Here is a 19,911-nt window from a genome sequence, read left to right as displayed (position 1 = left end):
AACTCGTTGAGCCCCAATACAGGCCCGGACCCAACTCACGTCAATTCAACGATCCTGGTCATTACTACTTTTAGCCAGGTACCCGGCCAAAATGCGGTATTTATTGCTCGGAAAGCAGGAGCATTCCCGATCACACCGCCAGCACCCGAACACTGTCGCATGCTGTAAAAATTCACATACCCCAGACACGCCAACGCGGGAGCAAGCTCCCGCGCGGCGACATCCTACCAGTCACCGCTTGATAGCGGTCAACCGGGCGACCAACTTACTTCTGGTCTTTGACTTCTTCGAACTCGGCATCGACAACGTCGTCATGCTTGGCTTCAGGCTCTGCCTGTTGCGCGGCACCGTCAGCTGGCTGACCTTGTTCGGCATACATTTTCTGCGCTACAGGTGCAGAGACTTTCGACAGCTCTTCGATCTTGGCTTCGATAGCGGCCTTGTCATCGCCTTTAACGGCGGCTTCCAGGGCAACTACGGCAGCTTCGATAGCAGCCTTCTCTTCAGCAGTCACTTTATCACCAGCGTCAGCGACCATTTTGCGGGTCGAGTGAACCAGTGCATCACCCTGGTTACGGGCGCCAGCCAGCTCGGCAAACTTGGCATCCGCATCAGCGTTGGCTTCAGCATCACGAATCATCTGTTGAATTTCTTCATCAGACAGACCGGAGTTGGCCTTGATGGTGATCTTCTGCTCTTTGCCAGTCGCCTTGTCTTTCGCGCCGACGTGCAGGATGCCGTTGGCGTCGATGTCGAAGGTGACTTCGATTTGCGGCACGCCACGTGGTGCTGGTGGAATCTCGGCCAGGTCGAACTTGCCCAGGGACTTGTTCTGAGCCGCTTGCTTACGCTCACCTTGCAGCACGTGAATGGTCACAGCGCCTTGGTTGTCATCGGCAGTCGAGAACACTTGGGATTTCTTGGTAGGAATCGTGGTGTTTTTCTCGATCAGCGCAGTCATCACGCCGCCCATGGTTTCGATACCCAGGGTCAGCGGGCTAACGTCCAGCAGCAACACGTCTTTTACGTCACCAGCCAATACCGCGCCCTGGATGGCAGCACCCATGGCAACTGCTTCGTCCGGGTTCACGTCTTTACGTGCTTCCTTGCCGAAGAACTCGGTCACTTTCTGCTGAACCAGTGGCATACGGGTCTGACCGCCCACTAGGATCACGTCGTTGATGGAACCCACGTCGATACCGGCGTCTTTCAGGGCGATGCGGCAAGGTTCGATGGTGCGCTGAACCAGGTCTTCAACCAGTGCTTCCAACTTGGCGCGAGAGATCTTCACGTTCAAGTGCTTAGGACCGGTGGCATCTGCAGTGATGTACGGCAGGTTCACGTCGGTCGACATGCTCGAGGACAGTTCGATCTTGGCCTTCTCGGCAGCTTCTTTCAGGCGCTGCATGGCCAGCGGGTCACCCTTGAGGTTCATGCCGCTTTCTTTCTTGAATTCGTCAACGAGGTAGTCGATCAGACGAATGTCAAAGTCTTCACCACCCAGGAAGGTGTCGCCGTTGGTGGCCAACACTTCGAATTGGTGCTCGCCGTCAACTTCAGCGATCTCGATAACCGAGACGTCGAAGGTACCGCCACCCAGGTCATAAACGATCACAGTGTGGTCGCCCTTGGCCTTGTCCATACCGTAAGCCAGAGCAGCTGCGGTTGGTTCGTTGATGATACGTTTTACGTCCAGGCCCGCGATGCGGCCGGCGTCTTTGGTCGCCTGGCGCTGGCTGTCGTTAAAGTAGGCCGGAACGGTGATCACCGCTTCGGTCACTGTTTCACCGAGGTAGTCTTCGGCAGTCTTCTTCATCTTTTTCAAGACTTCAGCCGAAATCTGCGGTGCAGACATCTTGTTGCCATTCACCTCAACCCAGGCGTCACCGTTGTCAGCCTTGGCGATTTTGTAAGGCACCATCTTGATGTCTTTCTGTACGACTTCTTCGTCGAACTTACGACCGATCAGACGTTTTACCGCATACAGGGTGTTGTGCGGGTTGGTGACAGCCTGGCGCTTGGCCGACTGGCCAACCAGGATCTCGCCATCATTTGCGTAAGCAATGATCGACGGCGTAGTACGCGCGCCTTCGGCGTTTTCGATAACTTTGGCTTTGCCGTTTTCCATGACGGAGACACAGGAGTTGGTGGTCCCCAGGTCGATACCGATAATTTTGCCCATGATTTACTCTCCCGAAACTTGAATTTGGATGCCGCAGCAGTGGTGGCTAACTGCGGTAGCACTTAAACGCTTGACTTATAGATGGGGGCCTTGCGGCGTATTTCAAGCCTGCTCATCAATAGAAGGCGAAACCGGTGCAGGCGCCTTGCTCACCACGACCATCGCCGGGCGCAACAGGCGACCGTTGAGCTGATAGCCCTTCTGGAACACTTTCAACACGCTGTTAGGCTCCAGGTCATGGCTTTCCTGCATGGCCATGGCTTGGTGATGCTCAGCGTTGAACGGCTCGCCGCCAGTTGGATCAATGGCTTCCAGCTGATAACGCTTCAGGGTGTCCTGGAACATTTTCAGGGTCAGCTCGATCCCCTCGCGCATCGGGCGGATGTTTTCGTCATCCGGGTTGGACAACTCGAGACCACGCTCCAGGCTGTCGATGATCGGCAGCAAGTCACTGGCGAATTTTTCCAGTGCGAACTTGTGAGCCTTCTCTACGTCCTGCTCAGCACGGCGGCGGACGTTCTGCAGATCGGCGGCAACACGCAAAGACTGGTCCTGCGCAGCGGCCAATTGCTCTTCGAGCACCTGCACACGAGTTGCCAGCTCATCGCCGACAGCCGAATTGGCGTCTGGAGTTTGCGTATCCTGCGTCTGTTCGTCAGCCATAGATTTCTCCTTTCAAAATCATGCGCGAACCCAACTCGCGCTTCTGTTCCGGTATATGGGGCCACAATTTCCAGGTTCAAGGGCGCAGGCGTTACCAAAAGTCTTTCCGGTGATCGGGATCAATTCCCGCCTCCACATTCCTGATTGCGCTAAAAAAGAAGCCCATTCAAGCAAATCGAGCTAAGCGCCAGGATTGTCAGCCCCAAACAAAACACTGTATAAATAACCAGACCTAAAGCCTGGGAGCGGCCGTCATGCTCGTGCACCTGTCCGTACATAACTACGCCATCGTTGAACACCTGGATCTCGAACTGGATCGCGGGATGAGCGTAATCACAGGCGAAACCGGCGCCGGCAAGTCGATCATGCTCGACGCCCTGGGCCTGACGCTCGGGGATCGCGCTGACAGCGGCGTGGTACGCCCCGGTGCGGACAAGGCCGATATCCTGGCCACCTTCGACCTCGCGGATATTCCCGAGGCAGAGGCCTGGCTGGCAGAGCGCGACCTTAATAATGACGGCCCGTGCATCCTGCGCCGAGTCATCACGGCAGAAGGTCGCTCGCGCGGCTACATCAACGGTACGCCCTGCCCACTGGGCGACCTGAAGGCCCTTGGCGAACTGCTGATAGATATCCACAGCCAGCATGAACACCAGTCCCTGCTGAAAACCGACACTCATCGCCGCCTGCTCGACGAATACGCGGGCGCGACAGACCTCGCCCGCCAGGTGCAACTTGCCGCTCAACGCTGGCGCCAGACGCGGCAGGAACTGGAACGACTCTCCAACTCCGGTGACGAGCAACGTGCTCGCCATCAACTGCTCAGCTATCAACTCGAGGAGCTGGAAAGCCTGGGCCTGGGCGAAACCGAACTGGAGCAACTCGAGCAGGAACACAAGAATCTCACCAACGCGGAAACCCTGCTGGGTATCTGCCGCCAAGTGGTAGAGCAATGCAGCGAGAGCGACTCCGGCAACGTACTCAATGCGCTGACGGCGAGCCTTAATCGCCTGTCCAGTGTGAACAACGCCTCCGGCTCCCTGAGCGAGGCCACCACCCTACTCACCAGTGCACAGATCCAAGTAGAAGAGGCCGTCGGCGAACTGAACCGCTTCCTGGATCACTTCGATGCAGACCCGGCACGCCTGCAGGAAATAGAAGAACGCCTGGACACCATCTATACCCTGGCGCGCAAACATCGAATCCAGCCCACCGAAGTGGCAACGATGCAGCAAAAACTGCTGGATGAAATCGAGACCCTTAACGCCAATGACGAATCCATCGAGCGCCTGGGTGAAGAACTTGCCTCCTTCGCCCGCCACTATAAGGAGAAGGCACGCGAACTCAGCGACCTGCGCCAGCAAGCTGCGACGAGCCTGGCCAGCGCGGTGGAGGTGGAAATCCAACGCCTGGGCATGCCTGGCGGGCGCTTCACCATTGAATTGCGCGCCAACGCCAGCAACGAACTGCAGCCCCACGGTTTGGAGCAGGTCGAACTACTGGTCAGCGCCAACCCCGGGCAGCCGCTCAAGGCCCTGGCCAAAGTGGCATCCGGCGGCGAGCTGTCGCGGATCAGCCTGGCGATCCAGGTGATAACGGCGCAAACCTCTCGGGTACCGACGCTGGTATTCGACGAAGTCGACGTAGGGATCGGCGGGCCAACGGCGGAGATTGTTGGCCAATTGTTGCGACGTCTCGGGGATCGGGGCCAGGTGCTGACGGTCACCCACTTGCCGCAAGTGGCAGCGCAGGGTCACCAACACCTGTTCGTGCACAAGGTACGCGGCAGCGATGCAACGCACACAGCCGTGTCCAAGCTGAATAAGTCGGAACGGGTGGAAGAAGTGGCACGCATGCTCGGCGGCATTGATCTGACCAAGGAGTCCTTGGCGCACGCGAAGAAAATGGTGGTGGCAGCGAGAGCTTGAGCTGACGATTTTCTCCTTATAAAAAGCACGAAGGCGACCCTAGGGTCGCCTTCAATCGTTTTGCAGAGCGAATCTGCTTCGATTTTTACTTTTTCTTACGGATGTACAACACAAGATTGTGATCAACCAAATCGAAGCCATGCTCCTCAGCAATCTTGTGCTGCAGCGCTTCGATCTCTGGGCTGGTGAACTCGATTACCTCATTGGTATCCAGGTCAACCATGTGATCGTGATGACCACCATCAGCCAATTCGAACACCGCATGACCGCCGTCGAAATTATGACGAACCACCAGCCCTGCGGCTTCAAACTGGGTCAGCACACGGTAAACCGTGGCCAGGCCAACGTCCTCGTTAGACTCCATCAGCGCCTTGTAGACATCCTCGGCACTCATGTGGCGCTGCTCAGCAGAATCGAGCATTTGTAGAATCTTGACTCGTGGCAGAGTCACTTTAAGACCGGCTTTGCGTAGTTCGCTATTTTCAACCATGGTTAGCTTTCTCGCGGATGCTGCTTCGCAGCTTCTCTTAATACGGGTATGATCGGCGTTTACGTTGTCCCAGCCAAGATAGTGGAAGTCGCCCACCGATGCAAAACACCAAGCTCTTGCTAACCAGTTTCACCTTTGTGGGACTGCTCGCACTCGCCGGTTGTTCATTCCCCGGGGTTTACAAAATCGACATCCAGCAGGGCAATGTCGTCACGCAGGACATGATAGACCAGTTACGCCCCGGAATGACCCGACGGCAAGTACGGTTTATCATGGGTAACCCCCTGCTGACCGACACTTTCCATGCCGATCGCTGGGATTATCTCTACAGCCTGCAACCTGGTGGCGGTGAACGCCAGCAGGAGCGCGTCAGTGTCGTCTTCAATGGCAATGACCAGCTTGTCAGCCTGTCCGGCGACTTCATGCCCGGCGTGAGCCGCGATGAAGCCCTGCTCGGCAAGGATAACGGCACCAACGTGACTGCCCCTGCGCAGGAAGGTGAAAAGCCGAAGTCCGAAGTACCGGCCAAGCCAGGCTCACTGCTCGACAAGATCCAGAAGGACGTCGACGGCGTGGAAACGGTTCCCGTCCCGACGCCACAACCTCTGGACACCAGCCCGCAGTAATATTGCGGCGCTCAGCAAAAAGCCCGGCATGCCGGGCTTTTTTGTTGCCTGCCATTTGGTGAGCCTAGGAATTCTGCTTGGCCAGGGCCGCCTTGGCCGCGCGCAGTCGGCGTACCTCTTTTGGGTCCGCCAGCAACGGCCGGTAGATCTCAATACGATCACCTGCCTGCACGGCACGCACCTCAGCATCCGCTACCACTTTGCCGAATATACCCAAAGGGCAATCAGCCAGATCCAGCTCGGGAAACTGCACTGCAATACCCGACGCCTGCACCGCAGCACGCAGATTCATGCCCGCCGGCACCGTCACCGCCAGCAACACCTGACGATCCACAGCGGCATACACCACCTCAATCTCAACCATGCAGTTGCTTGGCTCGCTGGCAAAACGCGTCCACCAACGTATTGGCGGCTTGGTTGAACAAAGGGCCCAAGGTTGCTCGCACGATAGGCCCGGCGTAATCGAAGGAAAGATCCAAGCTGATTTTGCAGGCCTTGTCTGTCAGCGCCTTGAATACCCACACGCCATGCAGCTGAGTAAACGGCCCTTCCTGCAAATTCATTTCAATGGATTTCCCAGGCACCAGCACATTGCGCGTAACAAAGTGCTGGCTAAGGCCGCCTTTCGCGACCCCAACACTGGCAACCATGTGCTCATCACCGCTTTCCAGCACCTCGGCCGTTGAGCACCACGGCAGGAATTCCGGGTAACGCGCCACGTCGTTGACCAGGTCATAGAGCGCCTGTGCCGGATAGGGCAACAGCGCTGAACGTTGAATATGCGTCGTCATGTGTGCGTTATTTCCACAGCTGAGCGGCAAACATCGCGAAAGAACAGCCCAATCCGCGAAAGAAAAAAACCAGAGAACTGCCCGCATTGTCCGGGATTCGTCCAACACGCTCAAGCACGCAGGTTGACCGTAGCCGACACGCTCGCAACTCCCTATAATGCCGCCCCTATGGCTAAACAAAAGAAACACCCCACAGGGACCATCGCGCAAAATAAAAAGGCGCGACACGATTACTTCATCGAACATCGGTTCGAGGCTGGTCTGGTCCTGGCCGGCTGGGAAGTAAAGAGTCTGCGTGCCAGCAAGCTGCAGCTGGTCGACAGCTATGTGCTGCTCAAGGATGGCGAGGCATGGCTGCTCGGCAGTCATATCACCCCGCTGACCACCGCGAGCACCCACGTGATTGCCGACCCGGTGCGCACGCGCAAGCTGTTGCTCAATGCGCGTGAAATCGACAAGCTCGCCGCTGCGGTACAGCAGAAAGGCTACGCCTGTGTGTGCCTGTCCTGGTACTGGAGCAAGCACCTGGTCAAGTGCGAGATCGCCTTGGGCAAGGGCAAGAAGGAATACGACAAGCGTGATACCGAGCGCGAGCGCGATTCCAACCGTGAGCTGCATCGCGCCGTGCGCAACAAGGGCAAGGAAGACTGATCCTTGCAGTGATGCAGCCGCGGGAGCTTCCCTCGGCTACATCCCCTTGCGCCGTTCCGCACGCGCCACACGCTGAACTTCCTGACGCACTTCTTCCAACACTTCCTGCACATACAGCAGGTGACGTGTTGAGACTTCCCGTGCCTGCTCGGCGCGCCCCTCGATAATCGCCAGGTACAGATCCCGGTGCTGATTGATCAGCATGTCGCGGGTTTCCGTGCGCTGCTGGTACATGCCACCAATGTTGGTGACCACGTTGCGTTTCAGCAGGTCGAACAGGCCGCGAATGGTGTGCAGCAGCACAGCATTGTGGCTGGCCTCGGCAATTGCCAAGTGAAACCGCGCGTCCGCCGCGCCCTCTTCCGCTCGACTCACTTCATCAGAGCGGGTGTAGCAATCCTGTAACGCTTCGAACGCTGTCGTAAGCCGCTCGCGATCGACTTCGGTGGCGCGCAATGCTGCGTAATAGGCACAAGAAGCTTCCAGGGTCTGACGAAATTCCAGCAGATCACGCTGAGCCTCGGGATTGTTCTCCAGCAGATGCAGCAGCGGATCACTGAAGGTGGAACCGAGAGACTCCGCCACGTAGTTACCACCACCCTGACGACTGACGAGCAAACCTTTGGCCGCCAATTTCTGGATCGCTTCACGCAAAGAAGGACGCGACACACCAAATTGCTCAGCCAAAGCGCGCTCAGCCGGCAAGCGCTCACCTGACTTCAGCGTGCCCTCAAGGATCATGCCCTCAAGCTGCTCGACGATATCGTCAGACAAACGGCGCTGACGCACCTGATCAAATGCCATAACTCACTCTCCACCATCCCGACCACCCGCCGGGCCCTCTATTCTCGCCTATCGCAGCCAATGCAGCACCTATCAGAACGCCCTCATTCCAACTGATCAGCCATTTCTCCCGCACACCTAAGACCAAAGTTTCTCGGGCGGCAAATTGACACACCCCTGCCAAGGCTTTTACTCTAGCCAACAGCAATTGTAAATTGGTATTACCAATTATCCAAGCTGACCAAACAACAACAATCAGGGGCCACCCCATATGCAAACCTGGCAACAGCTCTACAGCCCGCTCGGCAGCCTCGGCCTGTCCGCATTGGCGGCCGTCATTCCGATCGTATTCTTCTTCCTGGCCCTGGCCGTGTTTCGCCTCAAAGGCCACGTGGCGGGCAGCATCACCCTCGTGCTGTCGATCCTGGTGGCAATCTTTGCCTTCCAGATGCCAGTAGACATGGCACTGGCTGCCGCCGGCTATGGCTTTGCCTACGGTCTATGGCCGATCGCGTGGATCATTGTCGCTGCGGTGTTCCTCTACAAACTCACGGTCAAAAGCGGTCAGTTCGAGATCATCCGCAGCTCGGTGCTGTCGATCACCGACGACCAGCGCTTGCAAGTGCTGCTGATCGGCTTCTGCTTCGGCGCCTTCCTGGAGGGTGCGGCCGGTTTCGGTGCTCCCGTGGCGATCACCGCCGCGCTGTTGGTCGGCCTTGGCTTCAACCCGCTGTACGCTGCCGGCCTGTGCCTGATCGCCAACACCGCGCCTGTCGCATTCGGCGCCCTGGGCATCCCGATCATCGTTGCCGGGCAAGTCACCGGCATCGACGCATTCAAGATCGGCGCTATGACCGGTCGCCAACTGCCCCTGCTGTCGCTATTCGTTCCGTTCTGGCTGGTATTCATGATGGACGGCCTGCGCGGCGTGCGTGAAACCTGGCCGGCTGCGCTGGTCGCGGGCTTGAGCTTTGCCATCACCCAATACTTCACCTCCAACTTCATCGGCCCGGAACTGCCGGACATCACCTCGGCCCTGGCCAGCCTGATCTCCCTGACCCTGTTCCTGAAAGTCTGGCAACCCAAGCGCACCGCAGGCGCACAGATTGCCGGCGCCACTTCCAGCGCAGCTGTCACCGCCAGTGCCGGTGGTTTTGGCCTGCCACGCAACACAATTGTCTCGCCCTACAGCCTGGTGCAGATTTTCAAGGCCTGGTCGCCGTTCCTGATTCTCACCGTGCTGGTCACCCTCTGGACCCTCAAGCCGTTCAAGGCGATGTTCGCCGCGGGTGGCTCGATGTACAGCTGGGTGTTCAACTTCGCCATCCCGCACCTGGACCAACTGGTGATCAAGGTCGCACCGATCGTGACCAACCCCACGGCAATCCCGGCCGTGTTCAAACTGGACCCGATCTCAGCAACCGGCACCGCTATCTTTTTCTCTGCGCTGATCTCAATGCTGGTGCTGAAGATTGACATCAAAACTGGTCTTACCACTTTAAAAGAGACATTCTACGAGCTGCGCTGGCCGATCCTTTCCATCGGTATGGTGCTGGCCTTCGCGTTTGTCACCAATTACTCCGGCATGTCTTCGACCATGGCGTTGGTATTGGCCGGCACCGGTGCAGCCTTCCCATTCTTCTCGCCGTTCCTCGGTTGGCTGGGGGTTTTCCTGACAGGCTCTGATACATCGTCCAATGCCCTGTTCAGCTCGCTGCAAGCCACCACCGCGCACCAGATCGGCGTCAACGACACCTTACTGGTTGCGGCGAATACCAGCGGTGGCGTCACCGGCAAAATGATCTCGCCACAATCCATCGCCGTGGCCTGCGCCGCCACCGGCCTGGTAGGCAAGGAATCCGACCTGTTCCGCTTTACCCTCAAGCACAGCCTGTTCTTTGCCACGATCGTCGGGCTGATCACCCTCGCCCAGGCCTACTGGTTCACCGGTATGCTGGTGCACTAAGACCTGCACGCAATAGGGTAAGAATCGACGCCGGATACGATTCCGGCGTCAGCTATTTCTGGAGGACCGATGAGCCTGCCTGCTGCTTTCATAAGCGACATCGCACAACTGATCCCGAAAAATCGGCGTTTCGACGATCCGCTTTCCACCCTCGCTTTCGGCACCGACGCCAGCTTTTACCGGCTGATCCCACAGTTGGTGATCCGCGTGGAGTCGGAAGACGAAGTCGTTGCATTGCTGCAACTGGCTCAACGTGACCATGTACCGGTCACCTTTCGCGCCGCCGGCACCAGCCTGTCCGGGCAAGCCATCAGTGACTCGGTCCTGATCGTCCTGGGCGACAACTGGAATGGCCGCGAAATCCGTGGGCAGGGCACCCAAATCCGCCTGCAGCCCGGTGTCATTGGCGCTCAGGCGAATGCGTGGCTGGCGCCATTCGGGCGCAAGATCGGACCGGACCCGGCGTCGATCAATGCCTGCAAAATCGGTGGTATCGTCGCCAACAATGCCAGCGGCATGTGCTGCGGTACCGCGCAGAACACCTACCACACACTGGCCGGGATACGCCTGGTATTGGCTGACGGCAGCCGCCTGGATACCGAAGACGCAGCCAGTGTGACGGCGTTTCGTGAACAGCACGGGACGCTGCTTGAACGCCTGGCGACACTGGGTCGTGAGACCCGCGCCAACACTGAATTGGCGGCAAAAATTCGCCACAAATACCGTCTTAAAAATACCACCGGGCTATCACTCAATGCCCTGGTGGATTTCGATGAGCCGCTGGATATTCTCAGTCATCTGCTGGTGGGCTCCGAGGGCACCCTTGGGTTTATCAGCGCCGTCACCTACGACACCGTGATCGATCACCCGAACAAAGCGTCGGCATTGATTGTGTTTCCGGATGTCGAAACCTGCTGCAACGCAGTCACCGTCCTCAAAACCCAACCGGTCTCAGCCGTCGAACTGCTGGACCGGCGCAGCATGCGCTCGGTACAGGACAAGCCGGGCATGCCCGCTTTCGTACAGCAACTATCGGAAAATGCCTGCGCCCTGTTGATCGAATCCCGTGCGGCGTCGTCGTCCTTGCTGCACGAGCAACTGGTGCTGATCATGGCCTCACTGGCCCCATTTCCGGTAGAGAAGCAGGTCGACTTCACCGAAGACCCCACCGAGAACGCCAGACTGTGGGCAATCCGCAAAGACACCTTCCCAGCCGTCGGGGCCGTGCGCAAGACCGGCACCACCGTGATCATTGAGGACGTGACCTTCCCGGTTGAGCAACTGGCAATCGGCGTGAATCGCTTGATCGAACTGTTCGATAAACATCACTACGACGAAGCGATACTTTTCGGACACGCACTGGAAGGTAATCTGCACTTCGTGTTCACCCAAGGCTTCAACAGCGCGGAAGAAGTTACGCGCTACCAAGCGTTCATGGACGACGTGGCGCAATTGGTGGCAGTGGAGTTTGGTGGCTCGCTGAAAGCCGAACACGGCACCGGGCGCAATATGGCACCGTTTGTGGAACTGGAATGGGGCAGCGACGCCTATCAATTGATGTGGCAGCTCAAGCGCCTGCTGGACCCCAACGGTATTCTCAATCCGGACGTGGTGCTCAGCGAAGACCCGCAAATCCACCTCAAGCACCTCAAACCGTTGCCCGCCGCCGACGAGATTGTGGATAAGTGCATCGAATGCGGTTTCTGCGAGCCGGTGTGCCCCTCGAAAGGCCTTACCTTGAGCCCGCGCCAGCGCATCGTGATCTGGCGCGACATCCAGGCAAAGAAACGCGCCGGTGTCGACACCACTGAGCTGGAAGCCGCGTATCACTACCAGGGCATCGACACCTGCGCCGCCACCGGACTTTGCGCCCAGCGCTGCCCTGTAGGAATCAATACCGGCGACCTGGTGAAAAAGCTGCGTAGCCGCGATGCCGACCGTACGAAAACGGCCGAATGGCTTGCCACTCATTTCGCCACCGCACTACAAGGCGCGCGTTTTACGCTGCATGTGGCCAATGGCGCACGCATGCTGCTCGGCGCGCCTCGCCTGGCGAAGCTGTCGGCTAGCGTGACCAGGCTGTCCAAGGGGCAGATTCCACAGTGGACCAACGCCATGCCGCAGCCGGAAAAAGCCATTCGCTTCAGCCCGGCCGTGACGGACGAGCGCCCACGGGTGGTCTACCTGGCCGCCTGCGTCTCACGCGCCATGGGCCCGGCGGCAGGTGATAAAGAACAGATGTCGCTGTACGACAAGACCCGCAGCCTTTTGGAAAAAGCCGGTTACCAAGTCGTGTCTCCCGACAATCAGGATAGCCTGTGCTGTGGTCAGCCATTCGCCTCCAAAGGCTATGCCGAACAGGCCGAGCACAAACGCCAGGAGTTGATCGGCGCGCTGCTTCACGCCAGCCGTGGCGGGCTGGACCCGATCTACTGCGACACCAGCCCCTGCACCCTGCGCCTGGTGCAAGACCTGGGCGAAACGCGCCTGGATCTGTACGACCCCGTGCGTTTTATCCGTACACACCTGATGGACCGCCTCGACTTTACGCCCCAGGAGGCGCCGATCGCCGTGCACGTCACCTGCAGTACCCAGCACCTGGGCGAGAGCCAGGCGCTGATCGACCTGGCCCGACGCTGCTCCAAGAACGTAGTTATCCCGGAAGGCATTCATTGCTGTGGCTTTGCCGGCGACAAAGGCTTCACCACGCCGGAACTCAACGCCCACTCACTGCGCACCCTCAAGGATGCAGTGCAATATTGCAGCGAAGGCATCTCTACCAGTCGCACCTGCGAGATCGGCCTGAGCCAGCATGGCGGCATTGATTATCACGGGTTGGTGTACCTGGTGGACCGCGTCACCCAAGCCCGCGTCCATTAATGCTGCGAAAAAAAACAGAACCCTCGCGCGCCGGCGTAGTCATCTGCATAGGCCTCGACAATCGAGGCTCATCAGTGATGTCGCTGGCAGCCGTTGAACGCCAGCAGCGTCGAGCCCTTTTGCGCAAGGAGATACCCTATGAAGCGTTCCGCTCTTGCTGGCTTGTTCATTACCGCTGCGATGCTGGCTTCCCCCGTGTTCGCTGCGGGCGAACCCGATCTGTGCAAGATCAATCTGGACAAAATCAACAACGGTAAAGCGCTGCTCGCCACTGACACCAGCGGTAAAAGCGGCGAAATCGACACTGCCGTCTCCCAGGCCAAAGCGGCCCACGCCGCGGGCGATGACAAAAAGTGCATCGAGATCACCTCGAAGGCGCTGCAGGACCTGCAGAATAGCGAAAAAGGCGGCCAATAAGCTGCTCAGTCACGGAAGACCCCACCTTCGGGTTGGCCTTCCGTGACCGTTTGGCGTACACTGCACAGGCTTGTCACTCACCAAGAAACAACGAGTTACAAGCACGGGGCCGTTTAGGATTCGACGCCGGTCGCGAAACTTTAGGTGCATGCCGAGTTGGTAACAGAACTCGTAAATCCACTGTTGCAACTTCTTATAGTTGCCAATGACGATAACTACGGCCAGGAATTCGCTCTCGCTGCGTAAGCAGCCTTAGCCCTGAGCTTCTGGTACCTTCGGGTCCAGCAATCACCAGGGGATGTCTGTAAACCCAAAGTGATTGTCATATAGAACAGAATCGCCGTGCAGTACGTTGTGGACGAAGCGGCTAAAACTTACACAACTCGCCCAAAGCACCCTGCCCTTCGGGTCGCTGAGGGTTAACTTAATAGAAACGGCTACGCATGTAGTACCGACAGCGGAGTACTGGCGGACGGGGGTTCAAATCCCCCCGGCTCCACCATTTGATCAACTAAAGACGTCCACGGACGTCTTTTTTTGTGCCTGAAATCCAGTAAATACGGGGGTTTCAGGGCTATTGCGGGCTTTCGAGGTTTCTAGAGTTCCAGGCATTTTGGTATTCCCAATGGCATTCCCGGCTGCCCGGCACTAATCATTGGGAATACCAAAAGGTGTCATGGAGTACTTCTCATGTGCGCTCAACCCCCCCCGCCTCTCCGACCGCCAGCTCAAGGCGGTCAAACCGAAAGACAAGGATTACGTCCTCACGGATGGTGACGGGCTCCAACTGCGAGTAAGGGTCAATCGCTCGATGCAGTGGAATTTCAACTACCGGCATCCCGTCACCAAAAATCGAATCAACATGGCACTCGGCTCTTATCCCGAGGTTTCTCTTGCGCAAGCGAGGAAGAAAACCGTTGAGGCCAGAGAGCTGCTTGCACAGGACATCGACCCAAAAGCTCAGCGCAATGAGCTACAGGAAGCCAAACGAGCGGAAACGGAACACACCTTCGAGAACGTGGCCACCGCCTGGTTCGAGCTGAAGAAGGATTCCGTCACGCCGGCGTATGCCGAAGACATTTGGCGCTCCCTCACACTGCATGTTTTTCCGAGCATGAAATCAACGCCTCTCTCCGAAGTCAGCGCCCCAATAGTCATCAAGCTCCTTCGTCCGATTGAGGCCAAAGGCAGCCTCGAGACAGTTAAGCGAGTGAGCCAGCGCCTTAACGAGATCATGACCTACGGGGTCAATTCCGGAATGATCTTTGCCAACCCTCTCAGCGGCATTCGAGCGGTGTTCAAGAAACCCAAGAAAGAGAACATGGCAGCGCTACCACCAGATGAGCTTCCGGAACTCATGATGGAAATCGCGAACGCCAGCATCAAGCGGACGACCCGCTGCCTGATCGAATGGCAGCTACACACTATGACCCGCCCTGCCGAAGCGGCGACTACCCGATGGGCAGACATCGACTTCGAAAAACGCATCTGGACCATCCCTCCAGAGCGAATGAAAAAGCGTCGTCCGCACACAATCCCGCTGACCGAACATGCACTCTCGTTATTGGAGACGCTTAAGCCCCATAGCGGCCACAGGGTATGTGTTCCCGTCAGATAGAAATCCGCGCACCCACGCGAATAGCCAGACAGCCAACATGGCATTGAAACGAATGGGCTTTCAGGACCGCTTAGTCAGCCACGGCATGCGCTCCATGGCCAGCACAATCCTGAATGAGCATGGATGGGATCCGGAGCTAATCGAAGTCGCGCTGGCGCATGTCGATAAAGACGAAGTTCGAAGCGCCTACAACCTGGCGGATTACATCGAACGCCGGCGTCCGATGATGGCCTGGTGGAGTGAACATATCCAGAAGGCGGCCACCGGCAGCCTTTCGGCAACCGCGATCAATTACACCAGAGACTTCAACGTCGTACCGATACGCTGAGCATCCTAGAGCTGGCGGCACCGGCGAAAAACCGTGTAACCGTGTGGTGCAGTATGGGGACAGGCTTCACGACTATCGCAAAACCTTCCGCACGCCTGCGCTCCTAAGTCAAAGTCCCTGAGTGTGGGAAGGCTCTGCATTCCCACACTCAGGGACTCACGCTTGAATGATCTATCAGTCAACAACGACTTGCGATCTTCGCACGTGATCACCCACCGCTGAAATAGCTTGTCGATCACCATCAAGGGAGCCGCCGAGACGAGCTTTCCAGCGCCAACTGGCGTATTTAACCTCCGATAGTTTTATTTGGATCATATAAGGCTCTCGTATGGGAGCGGGGAGCAGCTGTTAGCATCGTGAAACTTTTTTCATATTCATCTAGAAAATACCTCCCCGTTCCACCAACGCTTTTTTGGCTATTTTTTCTTTCAGCTTTTTTCTCCTCGAAAAAACAGAAGCTTAAGAAAATATTGGCGTTCGAAATTAGAGCTTCATCCAATTATATTGAATAGCTCCCTATCATTTTTTCGATGCCATTTATTCCAAAAAGGTCTTTTGTCGAGAAAACGGGGGCGTGCTTTATTGCTAACAGATGTAACGAGTTGTTTCGAATTTATTGCCGCTTTTCGGTACCGACAAGGGCTTTCTGTCGGCGAACAGGTGAGTTCCGTTCGTTGTGACGCAGTGGGTTAAGCCTGGGACATTGATGATTTTGCTTGTGTCTGTTTGGCGCAATGCAAACAAGGGATTTGTACAATTATCGAGGCTTGAACCCATGAATCATGTGATCAACTCCATACTGGAAAACGCGTCAACTCGCCCCTCAATCGGCCATACCAACCCCGCGTTACTGCATGACGTTCTATGGCGAGCATTGGAGCACGCACTCAAGGCAAACATGGATGATGCTTCGCAAACCCCGCACACTCGCGCCTGCCTGAGGATCTACGCCGAAATCGATACGTTGTCGTATCTGGACAAGGCTGATTCGAAACTGGCGGCGGCTCTGGGCAAGGCGTTCTTCGAATCCCGCTCCAGCAAAGACGTCGAGGCTTTCTGGAAACTGTTGCTGATCAAGCAACTGCTGTTCGAATTGTCGGTTAGGAGTGTGGCCACCCAGATCGCTTCGCAAGCCAACCTGCCCCGTCAGTTGCTCACGCTCGACTCGCAGTTGATTGCAGCCCCATCGGGGGTAAATATCAGCCTGGGGCTGCTGTGCAAAGAGACCGACCAGCTCAAGCATTCCGTCATGCTGGTCTTGCAGAAACTGGCGCAGCACGTCGAAGACCGTGGCATGAAAAAGCCCCAGGCCACTGCGCAGCTCCTGCTGGAGTTGTACAACGCCGTGTGGTCGGGCAGTAATGGCACCGATATCGAGTCGCAGATTTTTTACGCCGACAGTGTGTATGACGCGTTACCCGACGTGCATCACGCCCTGGGCCTGGCGCCGCAGGAAAAATGGCTGACCTTGTTTACCTGGTTATACGGCGACAAAGATGGCCGCCCCTATGACACCAACCAGCACACCGAAACCCTGGTCGTGGCGCTGGAAACCGCGCTGCGCAATCGCTATATCGCTGATATAGACAGCCTGATCAAGGACGGCGGCGCACGGCATCGCCTGGAAGAGATTCGCGCACGCCTGGGCAAGGATCATCCAGAGCATTTCGAGCAGCCCGCCGAGCTGATCGAAGCACTGGGCAGCATCCGTTTTACCCAGCCGGCCGCCATTGACCGCTTGCTGCTGCGGGTGCATGCGTTTGGCTTTCACTACCTGGATATCGAGTTTCGTGAAAACGCTGAGATGTTCAGCAGCGTGGTCGATGAGATTCTTTCCAGCCAGTGGCTGGAAACCATCGGCCTGGGCCAGGGCCGGCACTATCATGAGCTGGATGAGCGTGCGCGCCAGGCCGCGCTTGAGGTCGCGCTGGAAGGCCACGAGTCCCAGGCTCCCGCTGCCCTGTGGCAAGGCTATCTGCAACGCACCGCGTCGATTTACACCAAGAAAGCCCAGCAATACGCCGGCCAGGATTACATCGCGCTGATGGAGCAGGACCCGAGCTACATCCGCATGCACGATGCGCGCAATGCGCTCGAGCGGTTTGAAATGATCGATCGGTATCGCGACCGCATGAAAATCCACGGGATCGCCGAATACACCTCGGCCCTCAGCGCGCTGGAGGTGTTGTTCCTGATGAAGGCGGCCCAGGTGCGGGACGGTATCGACATCGCCCTGCAACCCGAAGACCTGGCAGGTGCCGAGCGCACGCTGGCCACGGTGCATGAGGTGTACGAAAACCCGTTGTACCGCCAGCACCTGGCAACGCGGGGCAACCGCCAGTACATCACGTTTGGCCCCAGCGACACCGGCAAGCAAGGCGGCAAGGCCATGCACAAACTGAACATGGCGATTGCCAACCAGCACAAGCGGATCGCGGCCCGCTACGGTGTCGAGGTGGTTGTCCACGTAATCATGGGCGGGGAACACGCACGGTGTAACGGAGTGATCGCCGAGACCTTGCAGGAGTTCGGTGCGCTGGAGGGTCCGGAAACCCGCTTCATGCTGGCCGGGTGCGCGGAGATGCGCGCTAATCTGCTGACCCGCAACCAGTCCGTCAACTTCCTCAGCCAGTTGTACCGCATGCACGCCGAGCCCCAGCCGCAACCGTCCGAGGAGGTCGTTACGGGCAGGATTCAACGCTGGACTGAGGTGGTGCGCCGCTACCAGGCGACATTCTTCGAGCATCCAGCCCTGCCTTCCCTGCTGCGGGACTTGGCGCGATTCGATGTGGTCAGGGCCACCGCCAAGGGCACCAGGCCGCCTTCTCGCATCTTTAACATCAAGGTTTTCGAGTCCCGGCCAGATGCCATTCGTGCGATTCCCTGGACCCGTGCGCTGTTGGCCGGTGGGTTACACAGCGAACTGATCGGCGTCGGGCAGTTTTCGCGAGAGCCGGCAGCGCAATTGTCGACGGCGTTTAACGAGGATGAGAGTTTTCATACCTACGTCAAAGGTATGGCCTATGCCATCGCGCGGACCGACCTGAAATGCGCCTGGCTGACCTTGACCGGCAGCATCCCGGAGAAGACCAACATCCTGGCGCTGGCTGAAGCCTTGAAGACCGAAGCAGTCGGAACGGCCGAACAGCTGCTGGCCAGCCTGCACCTGGAAGTGATTGAAGGTAAGCGCTTCGTGTACAGAGCCATTACCGGCACCGAGTGGGTGGATCCATGGAAAATCAAGGAAAGCAGCTTGCTCAACCCGTGGCCTAGCCTCAAGGCAGAGGTCTACCGCAAGGAAAAGAACCTGAGAATCTATCGGTTGTTTCTTATCTACGCCAAAAGCAATCCCGAGTTCATCCAGTCTTCGTCGCTGAATGATTTCTACAGCGGGTTCCTCGCGGCCGCCAGTACCGATGCAGGTCTGGTCGATCCCACCAGCGCCCAACATTTCACTTGGTGATCAGTCCCGATACCCAGGGCAACCTGGGTATCGGCAGGCGCTACCCTCCAAGAGGATCAACTGTATGGCGTTTACTACCCTGATACTCGACGCCCCCGGGCCACCGTTGCTGTTTGAAGAAGTCGATCGCTTCCTTAACCTGGGCCTGGCCGTTACCCTCAATCTGCACTATTTCGCGGACAAGGACCGCATCCGGCAGCATTACACCACGCGCATTCAGTATGCCGAGATTAACTGCCACGACGAGCCTGACTTTATTGCTGCCGTGAATCAGGCCGGGGGTTATAGCGTATTCAAGACACGCCTGAATATCCCCTTCGGCGCTAGCCTGATTCGCGCAGCCACCTCACCCGCGCTGTCTACACCACTGCGCGCCATTGCCCAGGCAGGCACCGGGGTTAACCATATTGATCGACTAGAGTGCGAGCAGTGTGGCGTGGCGATACTCAACACGCCGGGCTCCAACGCGGCCGCTGTTGCCGAATACGTCGTGGCCCAGGCGCTGTTTCTGTCTCGCGATTTGGATTACTACAACGCCGAAACCCACAACGGCCATTGGGCAAAAGGCGCCTTGGCACCTACCTCCGAATACGCCGAACTCACGCTTGGGCTGGTGGGCACCGGCAGCATTGCCCGGCAGGTAGCACGCAAGGCTACGGTGTTGGGCATCAAGGTGATCGCCACCGGGTCGGAGCGTTTCACCGAACCGGTGGCGCGCAGCCTTGAGCTTGAACGACGAGCAAACCTGGCGCAGTTACTGGCCGAGGCGCACATCGTTTCGATCCACGTCCCGCTAACCACGCTGACCCGAGGTTTGTTCGGCACTGCCGAGTTCCGGCAGATGCGCCAAGGTTCAATCCTGATCAATACCGCACGCGGCGGGATCGTTGACGAACAGCAACTGGCAGCCTTCATGCGCCAGTTTCCCAAGCATATCAAGGCGGTCGCCATCGATACCTTTGCCCTGGAAAAGGACCGGTTCGACTCTCCACTGACCGGCATTCCCCGCGCGCAATTGACGCCGCATATTGCCGGCAATACCACCACGGCAATCAGGTCGGCATCGCGCCAGATCGTCGACAAGATCCATGCATTCAGTAACGCCGCCATCGTGCGTTAACCGAC

General features: G+C 57.6%; 14 protein-coding genes, 1 other RNA gene and 1 pseudogene. 10 read left to right on the top strand and 6 right to left on the bottom strand.

Annotated elements, in window-relative coordinates:
• Window positions 1–265 precede the first annotated feature (265 nt).
• Both dnaK and grpE read right to left on the bottom strand, forming a co-directional pair.
• On the bottom strand, window positions 266–2,182 hold the full coding sequence (gene dnaK, locus KHP07_RS26845; protein ID WP_015885931.1) for a molecular chaperone DnaK: 1,917 nt from the start codon (window positions 2,180–2,182) through the stop codon (window positions 266–268).
• A gap of 102 nt (window positions 2,183–2,284) precedes the next feature.
• Window positions 2,285–2,845: a nucleotide exchange factor GrpE gene (gene grpE, locus KHP07_RS26840; RefSeq protein WP_025857103.1), complete on the bottom strand. Its 561-nt coding sequence runs from the start codon at window positions 2,843–2,845 to the stop codon at window positions 2,285–2,287.
• Window positions 2,846–3,099: 254 nt separating this feature from the next.
• On the opposite strand from grpE, the gene recN reads away from it, so the two are divergent.
• Window positions 3,100–4,773, top strand: coding sequence for a DNA repair protein RecN (gene recN, locus KHP07_RS26835; RefSeq protein WP_214498345.1), 1,674 nt, complete (start codon window positions 3,100–3,102; stop codon window positions 4,771–4,773).
• 85 nt (window positions 4,774–4,858) lie between these two features.
• Here the strand turns inward: recN and fur are convergent, their stop codons facing one another.
• A complete protein-coding gene (fur, locus tag KHP07_RS26830; protein WP_003194220.1) occupies window positions 4,859–5,263 on the bottom strand; it encodes a ferric iron uptake transcriptional regulator in 405 nt (134 codons plus the stop codon).
• A gap of 98 nt (window positions 5,264–5,361) precedes the next feature.
• Here fur and KHP07_RS26825 point away from each other — a divergent pair, with 98 nt between their 5' ends.
• Entirely contained in the window at window positions 5,362–5,889 is a 528-nt protein-coding gene (locus KHP07_RS26825) for an outer membrane protein assembly factor BamE (RefSeq protein WP_078050224.1), read from the top strand.
• A gap of 64 nt (window positions 5,890–5,953) precedes the next feature.
• On the opposite strand, the gene KHP07_RS26820 is transcribed toward KHP07_RS26825, so the two are convergent.
• Both KHP07_RS26820 and KHP07_RS26815 read right to left on the bottom strand, forming a co-directional pair.
• Window positions 5,954–6,253, bottom strand: a complete 300-nt coding sequence (locus KHP07_RS26820; protein WP_078050225.1) for an RnfH family protein — start codon at window positions 6,251–6,253, stop codon at window positions 5,954–5,956.
• Window positions 6,246–6,680: a type II toxin-antitoxin system RatA family toxin gene (locus KHP07_RS26815; RefSeq protein ID WP_025857099.1), complete on the bottom strand. Its 435-nt coding sequence runs from the start codon at window positions 6,678–6,680 to the stop codon at window positions 6,246–6,248. The genes KHP07_RS26820 and KHP07_RS26815 overlap by 8 nt, the downstream gene beginning before the upstream one ends.
• A 168-nt stretch (window positions 6,681–6,848) precedes the next feature.
• Here KHP07_RS26815 and smpB point away from each other — a divergent pair, with 168 nt between their 5' ends.
• Window positions 6,849–7,331 (top strand): SsrA-binding protein SmpB, encoded by a 483-nt coding sequence (gene smpB, locus KHP07_RS26810; protein ID WP_025857098.1) that lies wholly within the window; start codon window positions 6,849–6,851, stop codon window positions 7,329–7,331.
• Between the two features lie 36 nt (window positions 7,332–7,367).
• Here the strand turns inward: smpB and KHP07_RS26805 are convergent, their stop codons facing one another.
• A complete protein-coding gene (locus KHP07_RS26805) occupies window positions 7,368–8,135 on the bottom strand; it encodes a GntR family transcriptional regulator (protein WP_078050226.1) in 768 nt (255 codons plus the stop codon).
• Window positions 8,136–8,385: 250 nt separating this feature from the next.
• Here KHP07_RS26805 and KHP07_RS26800 point away from each other — a divergent pair, with 250 nt between their 5' ends.
• From KHP07_RS26800 to KHP07_RS26770, 7 genes and pseudogenes are all read left to right on the top strand, one after another.
• The gene (locus KHP07_RS26800; RefSeq protein ID WP_214498344.1) at window positions 8,386–10,080 is read left to right on the top strand and encodes a lactate permease LctP family transporter; all 1,695 of its coding nucleotides are present in this window, start codon (window positions 8,386–8,388) and stop codon (window positions 10,078–10,080) included.
• Between the two features lie 69 nt (window positions 10,081–10,149).
• A complete protein-coding gene (locus KHP07_RS26795; protein ID WP_214498343.1) occupies window positions 10,150–12,960 on the top strand; it encodes an FAD-binding and (Fe-S)-binding domain-containing protein in 2,811 nt (936 codons plus the stop codon).
• A 138-nt stretch (window positions 12,961–13,098) separates the two neighbouring features.
• Window positions 13,099–13,377, top strand: coding sequence for a PA2433 domain-containing protein (locus KHP07_RS26790; protein ID WP_010206635.1), 279 nt, complete (start codon window positions 13,099–13,101; stop codon window positions 13,375–13,377).
• Between the two features lie 105 nt (window positions 13,378–13,482).
• Window positions 13,483–13,879, top strand: a transfer-messenger RNA (tmRNA) gene (gene ssrA / locus KHP07_RS26785).
• 174 nt (window positions 13,880–14,053) lie between these two features.
• A pseudogene (locus KHP07_RS26780) lies at window positions 14,054–15,323 on the top strand (integrase domain-containing protein).
• A 775-nt stretch (window positions 15,324–16,098) separates the two neighbouring features.
• Window positions 16,099–18,786, top strand: a complete 2,688-nt coding sequence (locus KHP07_RS26775) for a phosphoenolpyruvate carboxylase (RefSeq protein WP_214498342.1) — start codon at window positions 16,099–16,101, stop codon at window positions 18,784–18,786.
• 64 nt (window positions 18,787–18,850) lie between these two features.
• Entirely contained in the window at window positions 18,851–19,906 is a 1,056-nt protein-coding gene (locus KHP07_RS26770) for an NAD(P)-dependent oxidoreductase (RefSeq protein ID WP_214498341.1), read from the top strand.
• Window positions 19,907–19,911: the final 5 nt, after the last annotated feature.

Source organism: Pseudomonas sp. VS40 (genome assembly GCF_018587885.1).
In the GTDB taxonomy this organism is placed as follows: domain Bacteria; phylum Pseudomonadota; class Gammaproteobacteria; order Pseudomonadales; family Pseudomonadaceae; genus Aquipseudomonas; species Aquipseudomonas pergaminensis.
This window is presented reverse-complemented; position numbering and strand designations above follow the sequence as displayed.